This window comes from Burkholderia sp. AU4i (assembly GCF_000466765.1).
Classification (GTDB): domain Bacteria; phylum Pseudomonadota; class Gammaproteobacteria; order Burkholderiales; family Burkholderiaceae; genus Burkholderia; species Burkholderia cepacia.
On the sequence record NZ_ASSI01000071.1, the window covers coordinates 16806 to 34322 of the forward strand.

Here is a 17517-nt window from a genome sequence, read left to right on the forward strand (position 1 = left end):
TTATCGACCGTGGCAAACGGCGTCAGCCATACGGCGTTGCAACGCCAGCCTCCCCCCGCTACACCGGTGCCGCAACAAGAATCCGCGACACCGGGGGTCCGACATTACACGCGCTGGCGCTCGGTCGAGCGAACCGGAAAACCACGCGTGCGCACGCGTTCGACGACCGGCCGGGTCGATCCCGTGTATGTATTGAACACGTACCCCGTGATATCGCCACCGATGCTCCGCAACCGCGACAACGCGGTCTCGACGTCGGCCGCGCGTGTCATGCCGCTGCGCGACACAAGGACGTGCGCGTCGCACTTCACGCCGACGATGCCGAGCGCATCGTTGTTCGGCAGCAGCGGCGGCCCGTCGATGACGACGAAGTCGTATTGCTCGCGCATCGCCAGGATGAGTGTCATGAAACCGGATCCTTCCAGCAACTCGCCGGGTGACGTCTTGACCGGAGCACCTGCCGGCATGATCGACAGGTGGCTGCCCGCGACGGGCAGCGTCACGGTATCGGGCGACACCGAGCCGTCGAGCACCTGCGCGAGGCCCGGCCCCCCGGCCATCGACGAAACACGCAAGTCGGCGTTGATCAGCAGCACGCTGGCGTTCGTTCCCGCCAACAGATACGCCAGATTCGACGACACGAAACTGCAGCCGACGCCCGCCGTCACCCCCGTGAGCAGCAGGACCTTGCCACGCTCGCTGTCATCGCCATGCGTCGCGAGCGCGGCCTTCAGGCTCGCTCGCAATGCACGCACGGATTCGATACCCGCATCGTCGGGATGTGCCGCGGCCAACGGCAACGCGGTCGGGCGCGGCCCGCCGGGCAGCGCTGCCAATGCCGGCGACGACGCCACGATCGCGAGACAGGGGCTATCGGTCAACCTCGCCAGCGCGGCCGGTGAATGCAGTTCACGCCGGTACAGCGACAGCAGATGCACGCCCGTCAGTGCAAGGAACACGCCAGCCAGCAGTGCGCCAAGCACGACGATGCCCCGCTTGGGCCAGACCGGACGGAACGGCGCAACCGCCCAGTCGACGGCCGTCACGCCCGGCGACGCGCTGGAAATGGTGAGCTCGAGCTGCTGCGCGTTGGTCAGCACACTCGTGTAGAGCTGCGTCGCGATCGTCACCTGGCGTGACAACCGCACGAATTCGCGCTGCGTCGTGGGCAACCTGGCCGCCGTTGCGCTCGTGTCACGGATCTCGCGCTTCACCTGGTCAAGCTGCGATTGCACGGTCTGGTACTGGAAGCTCTTTGGCAGAAAGCGCTGTCTGACGTCGTCCAGCGAGATCTGTAACGCGGTCTGGTGTTCTGCCAGCGTGTTGAGGCGGGTGATCAGCGCGGCGCCTTGCTGATCGACGTCGATCGCACCGTTCTGCGTCCGGTACCGGTTCAGATCGTCCTCGGCCTTCTGCAAGTCCTGCTTCAGGACCGGCAGCCGCTGGCGCAGCGAGTCGAGATTGCGTCGCGCACGATCGGTTCGAAACGCGAGATCACGCTGCAGATACTGCTGCACGATCGCGTTGACCATGTTCTTCGCTTCCCGCGCGCTATCCGCCTGGTAGCTGAGCCGAATCATCGAAGGCGACTCAAGGGTCGAGTCGCGGTTCGGCACGACCGTCTTCAGATGCTTCGATACGTTTTCGTATACGAGCGGCTCCGGCTGCTTGCGCACCGTGAATGCGATACCCGGACGCGCGCGCAGCACGTCGACGCGCAACCGGCCGGCCGTACTTTCGCCGGGCAGCCGGAACGGCACCGTTTCACCGACCTTGCCGTGCGCAAGCGTACGGTTGTCGTCGTCCTGGAGCGTCCAGGTGTTCGCGTCGTCCGCGACGATCCTGAATCGATCGCCAAGCGCGTTCGCAGGAATCGAGAATTCACCGATGTCGAGCCGCTCGCCGCCCCACGCGTAACCGGTCAGCCCGAGCGGCGCCGGCGCGAGCGTGTCGTCCGCATCGAAGCGCGACGCAACGAATGAGCCGATCACCGGAAACCGGCTTGCATTGCGGATATCCAGATCGGCACCGGTCGCATCGATCGCGCTGTCGATGACCGCGCGCGAAATCAGCATCTCGCTTTCGTCGGAGGCAGACGGCGATGCTGCGATCGTTCCGGAAACGTCAGAGAGCGAACTGATCGACGAACCGGGTTTGGTCTGGACGCGCAGCAGTGCTTCGGCGCGATACTGTGGCGTGGCCAGTAGCGCGTACAGCACGCCCGCGACGAACGTGACGCCGATCATTGCGAAGAACAGGCGGCGATGCTGCTTGACGGCTTGCCAAAGCTGCGTCATCCCGGATTCGTCCGGTGCCCGCTGCGGGGTCTGGATGTTTCGTGCGTTGGATATCATGTTTGTTTTCTGAATGAGGCGACCGTTTTCGATCCTGCTTGCCGGCTATCGGCCAGTCGCCGAGACGATGAACACCGGGCCCTGCTCTTCGCGTAGTGTCAGCCGACGCCCCGTGATGTCGAGCGACGCTCCATAAAGGTCGGATGCGAACGTACCGGCAACGGGCAATTGCGACAGGTCGACGTCGACCGCGTTGTCGTTTCCATAACACCAGACCACGTATTTCACGACGCCTTCGGCACGCAATTGCAGCACGACGAAGCGGCGGACCGGATCGAGAAACAGTCGTGCGGCGCGGGCGTTTGCGGTAAACGAGAACAGATGGCGAACCGCGACGTACGCCGGCAGCGGCGTGTTGTCGGCGTCCAGCAAGCCGAAGTTGTGCTCCATGTTCTTCGGATCGCGGCCATCGTTGCGCATGTCGTAGTAAGCGGTGAGCCCGATCTGCGCGATCCAGTCGACCAGCAGGCGCCGCACCGCGTAGCGCGCCTGGCGTTCACGCGCAACCGGATCGTGACCGTCACGCGTGTGCGACACGTACTTGTATGCATAGGTCGGATACGACCACTCGGTGGCCCAGATCGCGGGAACCGTGCGATAGGTGGCGAGATCGCGCGCGAGCGCGGCATAGTCGCCCAGCGCGGTCTCCGGCGCATTCTGCCGATACGGATGCACGCTGACCGCGTCGGGTGCGGGCTGCGATGCGCTGCCGATATCGCCGACCGCACGGATGAAGGTCATGTCCACCTGCTGAACGCCCCCCGTCGCAACGACTGCATCCGGATTCGCGGCCTTGACCGCCCGGACGGTCGCTTCCAGCAGGTTCCGGTACGCGGCCGGCGAAGGCGACGCGAGCCAGTAGTCCTTGTGATCCTGCTCATTCCAGACTTCGAAGCGTACGGGCTGATCGCGATAGTGCCTCGCTGCCTGGGTCGCATACTCGGCGAATGCGTCGATCTGTGCGGGCGACGTCGGCGGCTGCTTGGGCGCGTATCGCGGATGTCCGTAGCCGAGGATGAACAGCGCCCCCAACCGGCGCGCGCGCAGGTTGGCGACGAGTGCATCGTAGCGCGAGAAATCCCAGCCTCTCGGTGTTTCCACCGAATCCCAGAACAGGTCGGTACGGACGAACGAGAATCCGGCATCTCGTACCGCGTCGAGCAGCGCCGGATCGTCGATCTCGTGGATCGCTACCCCCGAATTCGCTCGCGTGTCGAAAAAGCGCGGGAGGGCGACGAACGGCAGCGCCGTCATCTGTGTCGCGTTCGGCAGGACGACAGCCGGTTCGTCCGAGCCAGCGGAATTCGACGCGGTCGATATGACGACGACCCAGAGCAGCGCGCTTGCGAACCACCTCGCCCAGCGCCTTGCGCGTGCAGAATGAACGGCCGTGCTCATTGACTGCCCGCCCAGCTCACCGCACGCTCCGGCGCGTCGCGACCGGTCAGACACTCGCGGCCGGCATGCATGGTCAGCGTGCGAATCGCGAGGCCCGTAAAAAGCAGACAGCCAAGCGCTTCGAAGATGTCGGTCGTCACGCCGCTCAACAGCACGAAGAGCAGCATCAGCCATGCGCGCGGGTCGTCGGCACGACTTGCAAGCACGCGCTGTGCGAATACGAGCATGACGAGCACGGCTCCCACCACACCGAGATTCGCGACGACATAGAGCGCCGCATTATCGGAGTAGCCGGTATTGAAGCCGAAATCGGCCGTATAGTACGCCGTCGCCGAACCGAAGCCGCCGGGCCCGACACCGAACCAGAGCAGGTTTGCGCTCGCCATGCCGTCGAGCAGCTTCGGCCAGGTGTTCAACAACCGGTCCTGCATCGAAGCGAGCGATCCCGTATCGGGAACACCGACGTTGGTCGTCGCGGCGATCACCCATCCCGCGACAGGCAATACGATCACCAGTGCGGTCAGGACGATACAGGCGCGCCTCAGGCCTGTCGTTTTCAGCGTGGCGAAACAGAGCAATACGAGCGAGAGTGCAATGAGTGTCGTCTTGTTGGTCGTGGCCCAGATGGCGGCCGCCGACATGGCGAGCAGCACCACGACCGCCATCGCATGGCGCAGGCGCGGGACGAGCCACGTGGTCAGCAGGCCGATCACGAGGCCGGTTGTCGCGCTGCTTCTACCGAAACCGGGCAGGCGCGGAACGGTACCGACGTAATTGGACGAAGCAAGCTGCACATTGACGCCGTCGACGTCGATGCTCCCGCCCACCCACGGCAGGTGCACCAACCCGTTGAGCATGACGCCGGCGCAGCATGCCATCGTCAACACGACGAACGCGAACCGGATCGAATTCGACTCGAGCATGTCAAGCGTGCCGGGCGGCATGAGAAGCACGAACAGCAACGGCGCGACCGTCCAGACCCAGAAACACGCGGCGACGAGACTGACGCCGTTCGCGAGCGAAACGCACAGTTGTACGGCCAGGTAACTTCCGACGAGCAGCATATCGATACGCGGTCGAATCGCGAGGCCAAGCACGATGCAGCCGACCATCATCGCCTTGGGCAGATAACCAAGCATCGAAATGCCGGCGAGCGACGTGTAATAGCGAATCGCGCCGGAAAAGACCTCGCTCGCGATCGCGATCATGAAAGTGGCGGCCCAGAGCCGGTTAATCGATCGGTTTCCGTTCATGATGCTGGATACACCTTTTTTCGAGCGGAGCGACGCGAAGGCGTGGCACGCGACATGGTTCGCGCAAGCCGCCCCGTGCGAATCGCGCCGATCAGGCGCGGCGAAGCGTCGCCGGCCTGCGCTCATGTCAGGCCAGTATAGGCGGGTGCAATCCGGCGAAACGTTCGACACCTCACACTTTCCGTGCCTGCGGCGCGACCGGATCTCGCCACGATCCTGCCCCCTGCGTCGTGTATTCATGGCGCGAATCGCGTCAACCCGAACGCACCGATATATCGACGACGCCGACCCGTTCGCGACGGAGGACATACGCAAGCGCGACAGCGACGGCCGTTTCCGTGATCAACACCGCGATAGCCGCACCCCGCTCGGCAAACAGCATGGCAAGCGGCGGCAGCAACGTCACATTCAACATGCCGGAGGAAATCAGGATGATGCTGAAGGCGCGCCTCATGCCGAGCGGCAGCATCGTTTGAACGCCGAACAGATCCGTCATGCATGCCATGAACGGCACGAGCGCCAGGCAATGCAGCACGCCGATCGTCGGCGCGAATGAGCTGCCGTACAGAATCCGGACAGCGATCGGCGCGCACGCGTAGATGACGGCCGACATGGCCAGGACGAGCGCACCCTGCACGACGATCAGCTTGCGCAGGAACGCGAATGCCTCGTCGCGCGCGTGATGCATCAGATAGGTAATGTGTGGATAGGTCGAGGCCCGCAGCGGCTGCAACAGGCCGACCGCTGCCCGGATCAATTTGTCACCTGCAGCGAAATAGCCGGCGGCGACGTTACCCGAGACGATACTCAGCAGCACGGTATTGGTCGATGCGTAGAACGAGATCGACGTCGACGCGAGGAACACCTGAAAACCGCCTTGCAGCGCAGTCACGATATCGGCAAACCGCACGCGCACCCCTTCGATCTCGCGCTGAAGGAAGAGATAGGCCAGCAACGTGATCCCGCACAGCAACGGTACCGCCGCGTTGATCGCGACGGCAGGCAGGAGATCGTCAGGCGTGCGAACCCACAGGAAGAAGGCGGCGACACTGAGCGCACGGTATGCGACTACCGTGACGCTGTACACGCTCAACCGCTGGATTCCCTGGAAATACCAGCCTGGTGTCAGCGCGGCACCGATCGCCATCCCGAATCCGATGAGCAGTGCCGTGCGCTCCGCCGCGAAATGCGGAATCAGCATCGTCAGCGCGATGAGCACGGCGAAGCCGGCAACGGTAATCAGCCACTGGGCGCAAACCGTCGTCCAGAAGATGCGTGATCGCTCCCCCCTGTCCTTCGCGAGCGCAACACGCGGCGTTGCAGTCAGGTCGAAACTGTAATTCGCGAGGTTGATGAAGTACGTTGCAACCGCAAGCACGAACGACAGCGTTCCGTATTGTTGCGGGCCGAGCACGCGCGTCAGCAGCGGCAACGTGACGAGCGGGATGACATAGGTCGAGATTTGCAGCGAAAACAACAACGCAAAGTTTTTTCGGACGGCGGTCATCGTGCTTTCCGGGCTGAATATGAACAGTGCACCGACCGTCAATGTGCCCACGTGCGCGGGCTGTCCCTACCGATACCGAGTACGGCGTACAGCGACGACGCATAGCAGTCGACCGAGTAACGCGTCCAGTCGTAGCGTCGTTTCTCGCTGTCGAGGTGCGCACGCAGTTCGGCCAGTGCGCGCGCGAAGCCGTCAGGCGTATCCCGGTAGCGAATCTTGTTGCCGATCTCGTCGCCGAAGGTCGACAGGCTCCCGATGTCGTGGACGAGCGCCGGCAGGCCGAGCACTGCGGCTTCGACAATGACGAGGGGCGCGTTCTCCACCCAGATCGACGGCAACACGAGCGCATCGTGCATGGGCAGTGCGGCGAACAATGTGTCGTGATCGAGACGTCCTGCGAAACGCAACCGCCCCGATTCGACGAGTGCCGCGTACCGTTGTTCCAGGTTGCCGCGCTCCGATCCGTCACCGTAGACAGTGAGCGACGCAATCGCATCGCCTGCCGATTCGGTCATCCGTGCAAGGAACTGCGCAAGGCCCTTGTCCGGTTCCACGCGACCGACAAACGCGAGATCGAGACGATCGCCCTTCGCCGGCTTCGGCGCGCGCGGCACCAGCGTGGCGTCGATCGGGTTCGGCACCAGCGTGGCAGGCGTTCGACTGGACCGCGCAATCAGGTCGCGCATGAAGGGGCTCGGACAGAGGATCTCGTCGAACAGGCTGATCGGGTCGAACAGCGCCTTGACCGCATGCCAGTGCAACTTCTTCCCGAGGTCGTGAAGAAAACCGTGCGGACTGGCCGTGAGCGCAAGACGCCGGACGCGACGCAGCTCGTCCGGAGACAACGGCCGCGCCGTTCCCCGGGAATAGACCATCAGGCTCGGGTTGTAGAACAACAGATGGTAGTCGTGCGCGGTCAGGTACAAGCCACATCCCGACCGCCGCTTGTAGCGCGCCAGCACGGGCAGGATCGCGCTCGACAACAGGTTGTGATAGTTGTGCACGAGGATCCGTTGCGGACGAAATCGCTCGAGCAGCGTGACCAGCGCACGTGCAGCGGCTGGCGACCACGCGCGCGAACGCCGGCTGTCTTCGACATCGGGGAGCGTGTGCTCGTCGAAGGTTTCGACCACGACGCCGTCGCGGGCGCGCAGCACGTCGACCGATACCCGATATACCTCTTCGGCCCCGCCCCTGCGAACGAAGTCGTTGATGATCAACACGCGCGTCACGACGGGCCTCAACGGACGTCGTACCGTGAACGCGACGCGTCGTCACGGCCCGCGTACGCAGGAGGCGGCGCGGTTCGCCCTTTCCGCGAGCCCGTACCAGGCCCTCCTCCTGCATGCTCGGCCTGCAGCCCGCAGCATGTGCTCGTGTTTCGGCATTCGCGGCGATTTCGTTGCATCGGTATTCCTGAACGGCCTCGTGGCGCCGCCCCCCTCACAGGCGCGACGACAGGAGAAATGGATACCGCCACGATAGTGTTTCGGAAGTCCGGGATCTGTTCGCACGATTACTTACGGGCGGTTTCAAACGGGCGTCCCGACGCATCGGGTCGTGTTACGTCCCGGGCGCCGCTCCTATGCCAGACGTTCAGCCCTCCGCAAATGGCCGACTCCGCCGTGTTTGCGTCGGTTCGGCGCACGCCGACGTGCTATTGGATCGCGCGTTCCGTCTTCGTTTCCGCTTTCGGTTTCGCGACGGCTCCGGCGCTGACGGCGGACACTGCAGGCGCATGCCAGTCGGTCAGCAACGCAGTGCATCGATCGATCACGTATTGCGCGGCAGCCGTGCCGCGCAGCGAGTGATCGAGCGCATCCTGAGTGTCGACCGATACATTCGGCAAGTGCGCGAACGCACCGCTGGACGCCGAGCCGAAATTCCGGACTACGACGTCGACACCCGCGTCGAACGTACCGTAGATCAGATGCGTCTGGATGCCGCGCGCAGACATGTCACGCAGCAAGCCACGGGGCGTGTCCTTGCCGCCCCCCCGGCCAACACGCTCCATGAAGCGCCTGACCGGTACGGTCATGACATCCGAAACGAAGCGGACAAGCGCGCGCAATACGGGACGCAGGTCGCGCCCCTCGGCCAGCAGGCGGCGCCACTTGTCGAGATTGCGCAACGATGCGGCATAGCCACGCATCGAATTGGTCTGGTTATTGACGGCATTCGTGAGCGTCTGCCCACGCGGCCAGATGAAAACCGGGAGATTGACCGCGATCACGCCGGCCAGGGGCGCCCGCGCGGCCGCGTGAAGCGATGCGTACGCCCCGGAGCAGATCCCGAACGCAACGATCTTGTGGTGTCCCGCTTCTTTCAGCCAGCGCGCGGCGGCAACCATGTCGCCAACCGCCTGGTCCGAGTACGGAATGTCCGTCTGGTCGTCACGCGCACGCTCACTGCTGTCGCCGATGCCGCTCGAATCGAACCGCAGGCTGCGGATGCCCAGCGCCGCGAGCGACCGCGCCAGCCGAACGGCAAGCCGTCCGTCGGCGATGCGCGGATTGGCGGCCGTATTGGCGATCAGCAGTGTGGGCGCACCGATGCATAGCCTGTCGCCGGCCGGTTCGCTCAACACGCCGACCAGTTGTTGCGGGCCGACACGTATCAAGTGTTCGATGCTGCCCTTACCCGCCAGTACGACGTCGGATACCGGGCGTGGCGCACGGGGGACGCGTGCGACCGTATCCGCACCGTCCTCGATCCAGTTCGCGATCGTATCGGGAAGCGCATCGGGCAACCTCGACCAGAGCGGTTCGCGCATCGCGACCGACCAATCCTGACACGTATGAACGCTCGCCGCGACACCGCGCGCCTGCAGTGCGTCCGACAATGCGGCACTGTCGCCATACGGCGCATCGACGAGCAACGCGCGTGCCGGCAACGTGCGCATGTTCGCCGCAGCATGGCACAGGTCGATGCGCCGGAGTGCATCGACGAGATCGTCGGGATAGGCGTGACCGAGTACATTGAACGGCCGTTCGTCGCGCACCGCATCCCGTACGGTCGGCGGCACGTTATCGAGCCAACGTTGTGCAACGAGGGAAAGCTCGCGTACGTAGCCGCGGCCGCGCACGACCGGCGCAATTGCGACGAAACGCGTGAGCCGCGGCATACCCTCGGCTGCGAGGAGCGCCAGCGCCGCGCCGGCGCGTATGCCGACGAGCGTCAGGCTGTCTGGCGCCACGCGCTCGTGCAGCGTGAGAACGGACTGCCGGATGCCCTCGAGCATCCGCTCGAAGCGATCCGAGTCCTGTTCGTCGCCGAGCGAATCACCGCTCGCAGGATAGTGAAAACGCAGCACCGGAAAGCCACGATCCGCGAGATGCTCGGCGAGTGAGCGTACCAGTTTATGAAGCCAGAGCGCCTCGTGGCCGAGCGGTTCGCAAATCACGATGCCATGGGATCGATTACCCTCGTGAAGCCAGCCGACGCATCCATCGAACTGGATGGGTGTCATGGTTTGGTCCTTGTTTTAAGTGTCTGACAGGCCGGATTTCAATGCGTGCTTGCCGCAGGCCATGGGGCAAGTGGTCGATCGCTACTCGCCTGAACGAAGGGACGCGCACGCCTGACGTGCGAGCGTTCGCCGCGGACCACCCCGATCCGCCTGCGCTTCGTCGTTGAGACTGCTTCCGAGAATGTCCTTCATTCGCATTCCGTCATATCGCCATTTTTCACGCCGGATGACCTCGATGCGTCGGGCAGACGGCCCCGCTCGAATGTCTACGGGTAGTAGACCATCCATTTCTGACGTATTGCGTACGTCACATTACATTTTCAATACATTTCGCCGCACTGCGCTCGAAGCGGGCCGGAACATCGCGACAGCGGCATCCGAAACGCGCTTCACGGCGTAACGGCGCGGGCGGTCAGCGCTCCCTGCGCCGCAGACGGAATCAGCAGGTTCACGACACGGCTCCAGCGCACCAGCGATGACGCGTCGACGAATACGACATCGCGACGCTCGAGCGCGAACTGGTCGGCGAGCGCGAAGGATGCCGGCGCACTCCCGTCCAGGTGATAGACCAGCGGCCGGTTGTCGGGCCCGCGGCGCACCACGTAAATCTGCCGCGCGTCGGACGTGTATTGGCTCACGCCGCCCGTGTCGCCGAGCGCTTCGCCCAGGCTCATTCGCCCGTCGGTCAATGTCAGCGTCGCCGGGCGCGACACCTCGCCAAGCACGAACACCTTCGCTTCGCTCGTCGCACGCACGCGCACCAGGTCGCCGTCGCGCAGCAGGATGTTCGACGGATTCACACCGGCCGCAATCATCGCCGGCAGGCTCACATTTACCGTCTTGCCGCTGCGTGTCACCGTGACTTGCGACCGATCGGCCGCGGTCGTGAATCCGCCCGCGCGATCGATCGCCTCGGGCAGCGTCATCGGCATGTCGTTGACGATCTGCAACCCGGGCGTGCGAACTTCGCCGTCGAGATACACGCGCTTGCTGCGATATGCCTGGATACGCAGTGCAATCTGCGGCTTGCGCACATATTCGCCGAGTCGTCTGGTCAGTGCCGTGCGCGCCTCCGCTTCGGTCATCCCGGCGACGTGCACGAGGCCGGCATACGCGAATTGCACGTTACCGCTCGCGTCGACCGTGTAGCCCGCCGCGACCGAGTTGGTACCGATGTTGTCGCCATTCGTCGCCTGGGCCGTCGGCAGGTTCAGTTCGGGGTGATCCCATACGACGATGTTCAGCACGTCGCCGGGACCGATGACGTACGCCTTCGGCGTGCCGAACAGGTGCCGGACTTCGGCGTCGACGCTGGCGGAACGCGTGGCGTGCTGCTGCTCGACGAATGCCGGCGTGATTTCGATCAGGTCCGCGCTCGACACGTTCTGTACGCCGTCGAGGCCGCCCGCACCCGACGCGGCGACGCCCACGCGTGCATTCGCGTCGCGTTCGGCCGGCGCGCGGTACGTCATGCCGGGCGCAAATGCACATGCGCTCAGCGCACACACGGTCACCGCCGCCGCGAGCAGTCGCGGTGAACCGATCCTCGATCTGGTTTGTGTAGTAGTTGACATCGCGTCTTTCCAAACTGTGCTGGAACCCGCCGACATGACGGATTGCCGCATTACGCTTGCCGGCACGACTCGCGTTGCATAGCCGCGCGGCCCTTGCATTGCACGTCGATCCGTACAGGTCGTCATGAGCGATACCCTGTCGCGCTCGTCTGCAGCCGGTCAGCCGGCGCACCCCATGCCACCTGCATCGCAGCGTCAATCGTCGCCCGATACGACCCCGCGCACCACGCGCCGACACCGCCTGGCCGGTCGTGCTCCGGCCGGGGTGCTCACGCGCTGATACCTGATTGAACACTGTCCGGCACCGCGTGTATGTGAGCAACCTCACCAAAAGCCAATCTTCATACAAGCATCCGATCGCCCCAGACGCTCACGCCCCGCTACGCTGACCCCACCACCGGAAACCGTCGCCCGGCTACCGCAAGCGCGGTCGCCGGATCCGTCGTTGCAAAAAAAAGCGCACCGATCGGTGCGCGTTGGCGTGGAAGGCCGAGTCACGAAGTCTCCATGACGGTCTTGTCAGCCGCTACACCATTTGTTCAGGGTTGCGTCGAAAGTCAAGGTCAGAACCTGACCGGTCGCCATGACGACGTTGGCCCCGGTTGCCGTCTGGATGTTCGCGTTGTTCGCAATCGTGCAGTTCCCGTTGGTCGCAACGATCTTGATCGACTGACCGTCAATCCCGCCGACAAGGTTCGTCAGCGTCGTCGGCAGCGCATAGTTCGCCGTCAGCTTGCTGATTCCGGTCACACTCGGCGTCGAACTAGTGCCGACGAAGCCATTGGCCCAGACCGCCATCGCATTGCCGGCGCTGTCGGCCGTCGGCACACCATAGCTGTACCGAACGAGCCCGGTTGCATTCTCGATGTGAAACTGCCAGGGCCACATTTGCAGAAGGCGCCCGCTTGCCCATGCGCTATTGACTGCGCGCCCGTAGCGGTCTTCAGGAATATATTTGTAGCGACCGGCGACACCGTTGCCTTGCGAAGCGTCGACGCAGATCTTCGAGAAGTATTCGCCGGCCGGGATATACGAGGTATTGGATGAAGACGGCGTAAACGTATAACTGTCCGTTCCTGCCGTCACGCTTCCGGAACGCGTAATGGTGCCGGTGATCCCGAAGATCGTCGCCAGTGTCGTGTCGCCGGTCCCGTTGACGGCATTCACCGGCATGAAGATCGACAGGTTCGGCGTCGTGCCGAACGACCAGCCCGGAATCGGCACGGCACCCGTACCGGTCAGCACCAGGGCCGTGGTGATCTGCTGGAACACGCTGTCGGTCTCGCAATCGATTCTCAGATTGTATGGGCTCTCGGTGGCGATATAGACCGCTTCAGCACATCCGAAGTAATTCCTGAACCTGATCGTGTTATAGCCGACGTTCCCGACGATCACGCCCTTGACCGTCTTCGGGAATGCAAAGGTGAATTCGTTGTCGGTCGGATAAACATTGAAATTCGGGTTCGGCAGAATCTCGGCCGCATAGTCGTTGCGCGCACTCAACGGGAAGTTGATGTCGAACAGGCAGTTGGTAACCTGTCCGATGACGCTGAACATGCGCCCTCCGCTCAGGCCCATCGTCGTCATGCGATCATGCAGCACGATGTTGCGCGCCTGGATGCCGTACAGCGGAAAGCCGGTATTCGACGTGCGCCGGTCCTGCACGGCGAGCGCCGTGCCGTAACTGAAGATGATGTCGATATTGTTCAGGTTGAACAGGTTCGACGAATCGGATCCGGCGGCGGCCGGACTGTCGTCAAGATAGATGCCAAGGCTGGGCGTGTTCGTCGACACGTCGCCGCAATGCCTGATCTTCATCGTATCCAGATTGACTTCGCGTACGTTGGCGCGCGCTTGCGTCGATCCGCTTCCGGTATCCATCCACAGCACACCGCCGCCCCGGAAATACAGGCAGTTCACGTGCGCGACGTCGAGCCAGTCCACGTTGCCTTGCAATACCAATCCATGTTGAAGCGACGTGCACGCGCGATTGCCCTGAAGGGTAAAGTCACGCAGCACGCAACCGGCCAGGACGGCCGTGTTGGATGTCCAGGATACGTTGCCTGTTTGCGGGAGGTCCGTTGCTTCGTTATTGAAACCCGCGTTCAGTACTGTCAGGCATTGACCGGTGACCCCGGCGCCAAACTGGATGATCGAGGTACGCGCCGAATGCCCGAACAAGGCGATCGGCTTCGTGATCGCGGGCAGCGCGGTACCCGAATAGTAGACCCCGGCAGGAAGATCGCCTTTGACCGGCCAGATGGTCATCAGGTAGTTCAACCAAGCCGTCAGGGCCGGGCCGTCGTCGCTGCCGTAGACCACATTCGCCGCCGTGGCGGAAGCACCGGCTGCTTTCGCGAGCGTCACTTGTGTTGCGCTGACGAATGCCGCAATCGTCGTGGAGACCACAAGCGTCGCGACGCCACTTGCATTGGTCGTCGCAATATCGATACGCTTGCCGACGTCCGACACCGTGAACGCGGCCGATGCCGACGAAATCGCCGTCGACCCTGACGTCGTCACACCATCGTTGACGATCCTCGTATTTCCCTTCGCGCCAAAGTATTTGGCGCTGACCGGCAAATTGGCAGGCAGTGCCGCCGGCTGAGCAATCCATACCTGCGTGGTACCTGCTGCAAGATTCACGGCGATCCCGCCGTTGCTCGAGGCCAGCACGGTGGTACGCGACAGCGTGTTTCCGCTCGCGTTGTATGTGCCGATTCCGATCTCCCAGTTGCCACTCGGGGCACCGGCACCGGTCACGGCCTGCAACCCGTAATAGAAGGTATCGGCATTTGCACAAACAGACGAAAACGAACGGAATCCGGTCATTGCACCCGCCAGAGAGAGCGCCCCCGTACCGGTGGTCGTCGTCGTTTCCTGAACACGATCCTGAAGCTGGAATGCCATATCGATCCTAGACATGCGGTTGATGAATACGCTTGATGAAGGTTGACGAAAACGCTGAATGCGGCCCACCGAGTGGCGCATTTGTTTCGAACCTCTCAAAGCTGTCTCAGGCGCGTCCTGAAGCCGTCCCACCGATCCGTCGGATCGGCATGATCCCGGCTTGCCGTCCCCGCCCGGATTTCGACGCGAAGACGCGCGTTACTGCCCCAGTCTCGGAATCATCGTGACGCTCGGCGCCACGCTAAAGGTGACCGTCATCGCATCGCCAGGCTTGAGATCGATCAACCCGTTCGTCAATCCGCACGCATAGGACGCTTGCCCGTTTCGGGACACGCCGATCGACGACACGGTGCCGCCGGTGACCGACAGGCTGACCGCGCTCGGGTAACTGTTCGCGAACGTCCACGGTGACGCACCCACCACCTGCGGAACCGGTATCAACTGCACGCCGAAACCGACAAAACCGTTTTGCGCGATGTTGTCTTCGCTCCACGACGTGTAGGCCCACGAGTTCGACGAGATCAGCGCGTCGATTGCACGGGGATAATTGACCGGCTGGGCCATATAGTTTCCCCGCAACTTGAGCGACGCCCCGGCCGTGAGCGCCCCGACCGTGATGAGGCGAGCAAAGCCGTTGCAGCAGCCGATATTCTCGCCAGTATTGCCGCTGATCTCCGTGAACGACGCGCAGGACCCATCCACGTAGATTCCGTCCTTCGAGATGCCGGACAATTGGTTCTTAGAGACGATGCAGCCTCGCGTGTTGTACAGCGTGATTCCGGAAACGGCGCTGAGTCCGCCGGTTCCGGTGAACGTGATTGACGCGCCACTGGCGATTCCGCTACCCGTGAAATTGCTGGACAGTGTCACGGTCGGGCCATTTCCGTTACCGGAAACCGACGTCACGTAAGTGCCGACCGGGATATTCGTTCCGGATACACCTTGCCCCACGGCACAGCCGCGTGCCGACGGGTACGGCGTAAACGTCAGCGTGTTGGTTCCAGCCGCCGCCGCGGCCGAGGTCTTGATCGTCTGAGTCGTCATGCAGACCATCGGGGTAAAGACGATGGAAGCACCGCTCGCCACGGTGCCGGTCGTCGCCTTGCTCAGCGTGACGGAATTCGCCGTCACGCCGGTCACGAAGGTTCCGGCCGCGATGTTGGCCCCGCTGACACCCTGCCCGATCGACACACCTGTCGTTTCGTTTCCGGGCGACCCGAAACCGTAGTTGTCGTTGCAGGCGACACCTGTCGTCGTGGCGAACGTCAACGATGTCGCACCGTTCAGGGCCGCCGCGGTGGTCCGAATCGTCGCACCGAACAGGCCGACACCGGAAAAGATCACGGTCCCGCCACTCGGCACGGTCGCACTGCGGTTCAGCGTCACAGTCGATACGCCTGCCGATACGACCGTGCCGATCGGTACGCTTGTCGACCCGTCGAAATACCAGGCCATCATGCCGACAGCGGCGCCGGGGGTATTGGCAAAGTTCAGCGTCGTCGATGCGGACGTCGCGCCGATCGTCGTCAACGGGAAACCGTTCTTGTTGTTCGGGTCCCACGCATTTGTGATCGTATTCTGCGAAATGTTGACGTGGATGTTGCTTCCGGCCGGCTGCCACAGTCCGATCGGCGTTCCCGCAGCGTTCTTGATCGTGTTGTTGACGATCGTGATGTTCGAGTTATTGAATCCGGCCGTCGCGGTCACGACCAATGCCCCATAACCGAGCGGCCCGTTTGGCGAATTGACGATTGCACCGATATTGGATTGCACGCCGCACGTATCCAGAACGTTGTTGGCGACCGTCACATTGTCGTTGCCGTAAGACTGGTAGACGCTCGTCAACTCCGACGCGACATAAATACCGGCTGCCATCGGGTTATAGATCTGGTTATCGGTCACCGTGATGTCTTGCGCCCCGACAATCGCTATGCCCCGCGCGTATTTGGTTCCAACAACCCGGTTGTTTGCGATCGTGACGCGGCAGGGCCGGACACCCTCGTTGAAATAGCCCACCACCGCAAACGCGTCGTCACCGCCGTTGATCACTTCATTGTTCGTGATGGTGATGTCCGAACTGGCCTTCGTGACATGGATGCCGTCATGCCAGACGTCGAGCAGGGTATTGCCGAACACCTTGCCGTTGACGCAACTGCGCATGATCGCGCCACCGCCGGCCGAGTTGTTGAACTTGCATCCCGAAATCTCGAACTGGCTGCAATCCAGCAGGTTGAGTGAACCCGCGTTCTCGTCCGGATAGTACGCGGTCGAATTCTTCGAAAAGAATTGCAGATCCCGGATTTTGAAACGACTGGCGTTGCGCCAGTAAATCACCGAATTTTCGCCTTGCGGTGTCGTGCACTGCAGGATCGAGTCCCACCCGGCTCCCATGATCGACGCCGTTGCAGTCAGCGTATTGCTGTACAGGTAAGTTCCCGGCGGAAAGTACAGCGGGATCCCGGCGTCGAGCGCAACCTGGAGTGCCGCCGTATCGTCGGTCACGCCGTCTCCCATCACCCCGAACCGCCTCACGCTCATCGGGAGATCGACCAGTTCCTGCAGAAGCGGTCGGGCGGTCAGGCCCGTTGCATTACCCACAACATATGTAGCCGGAAATTCTGCTGTCATTCACGCGCTCCGTATCGTCGCAATTCAATCTCGATGAAAAAACGTCAAGAAAACGGGGGAATCCGAAGGGAACACCCGTGCACGATCGTTCGTGCGCCCCTACTCCAGAATAGAAGCGGCATACCCGACGAACAGTGCGTGACATGACCGAATCCCGGTTCGATGCATACGCAACGAACCGGCGCAAACGCGCCGCAGCATGACTCGCACACGCGCTTGCCACGGGTACTTCTTACCCGATCGCACACACGCCGTCGGGAACGATGACCGCTTTTCCACCCCGCCGCGCGGCCCTGCCCGATAAAGATCGTACGTATCGGTAGAAACACCGATGCTGTAGTCAAACTACATTCATACCATTAGTCGCTGCAGAGAATCGCTACATACGATTCGGCAGTGCCGGGCGGCCCGCGCGTCGCCGCCC

The 17517-nt window shown here is 62.8% G+C and carries 9 protein-coding genes; all 9 read right to left on the reverse strand.

Features of this window, described 5'->3' with window-relative positions; translation table 11 throughout:
- Nucleotides 1-104 precede the first annotated feature (104 nt).
- Nucleotides 105-2297, reverse strand: a complete 2193-nt coding sequence (locus L810_RS16805; protein WP_021159471.1) for a GNVR domain-containing protein — start codon at nucleotides 2295-2297, stop codon at nucleotides 105-107.
- Between the two features lie 102 nt (nucleotides 2298-2399).
- On the reverse strand, nucleotides 2400-3752 hold the full coding sequence (locus L810_RS16810; protein ID WP_021159472.1) for a cellulase family glycosylhydrolase: 1353 nt from the start codon (nucleotides 3750-3752) through the stop codon (nucleotides 2400-2402).
- Nucleotides 3749-4960 (reverse strand): hypothetical protein, encoded by a 1212-nt coding sequence (locus L810_RS16815; RefSeq protein WP_373453098.1) that lies wholly within the window; start codon nucleotides 4958-4960, stop codon nucleotides 3749-3751. Before L810_RS16815 ends, L810_RS16810 begins: the two co-directional genes overlap by 4 nt.
- 298 nt (nucleotides 4961-5258) lie before the next feature.
- Complete coding sequence (locus L810_RS16820; protein WP_042975057.1) at nucleotides 5259-6512, reverse strand: oligosaccharide flippase family protein; 1254 nt, start codon at nucleotides 6510-6512, stop codon at nucleotides 5259-5261.
- A 38-nt stretch (nucleotides 6513-6550) separates the two neighbouring features.
- Nucleotides 6551-7744: a glycosyltransferase family 4 protein gene (locus L810_RS16825; RefSeq protein ID WP_042975038.1), complete on the reverse strand. Its 1194-nt coding sequence runs from the start codon at nucleotides 7742-7744 to the stop codon at nucleotides 6551-6553.
- Between the two features lie 425 nt (nucleotides 7745-8169).
- A complete protein-coding gene (locus L810_RS16830) occupies nucleotides 8170-9981 on the reverse strand; it encodes a serine aminopeptidase domain-containing protein (RefSeq protein ID WP_042975040.1) in 1812 nt (603 codons plus the stop codon).
- Between the two features lie 389 nt (nucleotides 9982-10370).
- Nucleotides 10371-11555 (reverse strand): polysaccharide biosynthesis/export family protein, encoded by a 1185-nt coding sequence (locus L810_RS16835; RefSeq protein ID WP_021159476.1) that lies wholly within the window; start codon nucleotides 11553-11555, stop codon nucleotides 10371-10373.
- 519 nt (nucleotides 11556-12074) lie between these two features.
- Complete coding sequence (locus L810_RS16840) at nucleotides 12075-14465, reverse strand: hypothetical protein (protein ID WP_042975042.1); 2391 nt, start codon at nucleotides 14463-14465, stop codon at nucleotides 12075-12077.
- 198 nt (nucleotides 14466-14663) lie between these two features.
- A complete protein-coding gene (locus tag L810_RS16845) occupies nucleotides 14664-17093 on the reverse strand; it encodes a right-handed parallel beta-helix repeat-containing protein (RefSeq protein WP_021159478.1) in 2430 nt (809 codons plus the stop codon).
- Nucleotides 17094-17517 lie beyond the last annotated feature (424 nt).

What these genes read in the sequence shown, in the direction of transcription:
- L810_RS16805 (WP_021159471.1), bottom strand. Translation starts at nt 2,297, where the DNA reads ATGACGCAGCTTTGGCAAGCCGTCAAGCAGCATCGCCGCCTGTTCTTC.
- L810_RS16810 (WP_021159472.1), bottom strand. Translation starts at nt 3,752, where the DNA reads ATGAGCACGGCCGTTCATTCTGCACGCGCAAGGCGCTGGGCGAGGTGG.
- L810_RS16815 (WP_373453098.1), bottom strand. Translation starts at nt 4,960, where the DNA reads ATGATCGCGATCGCGAGCGAGGTCTTTTCCGGCGCGATTCGCTATTAC.
- L810_RS16820 (WP_042975057.1), bottom strand. Translation starts at nt 6,512, where the DNA reads ATGACCGCCGTCCGAAAAAACTTTGCGTTGTTGTTTTCGCTGCAAATC.
- L810_RS16830 (WP_042975040.1), bottom strand. Translation starts at nt 9,981, where the DNA reads ATGACACCCATCCAGTTCGATGGATGCGTCGGCTGGCTTCACGAGGGT.
- L810_RS16835 (WP_021159476.1), bottom strand. Translation starts at nt 11,555, where the DNA reads ATGTCAACTACTACACAAACCAGATCGAGGATCGGTTCACCGCGACTG.
- L810_RS16840 (WP_042975042.1), bottom strand. Translation starts at nt 14,465, where the DNA reads ATGGCATTCCAGCTTCAGGATCGTGTTCAGGAAACGACGACGACCACC.
- L810_RS16845 (WP_021159478.1), bottom strand. Translation starts at nt 17,093, where the DNA reads ATGACAGCAGAATTTCCGGCTACATATGTTGTGGGTAATGCAACGGGC.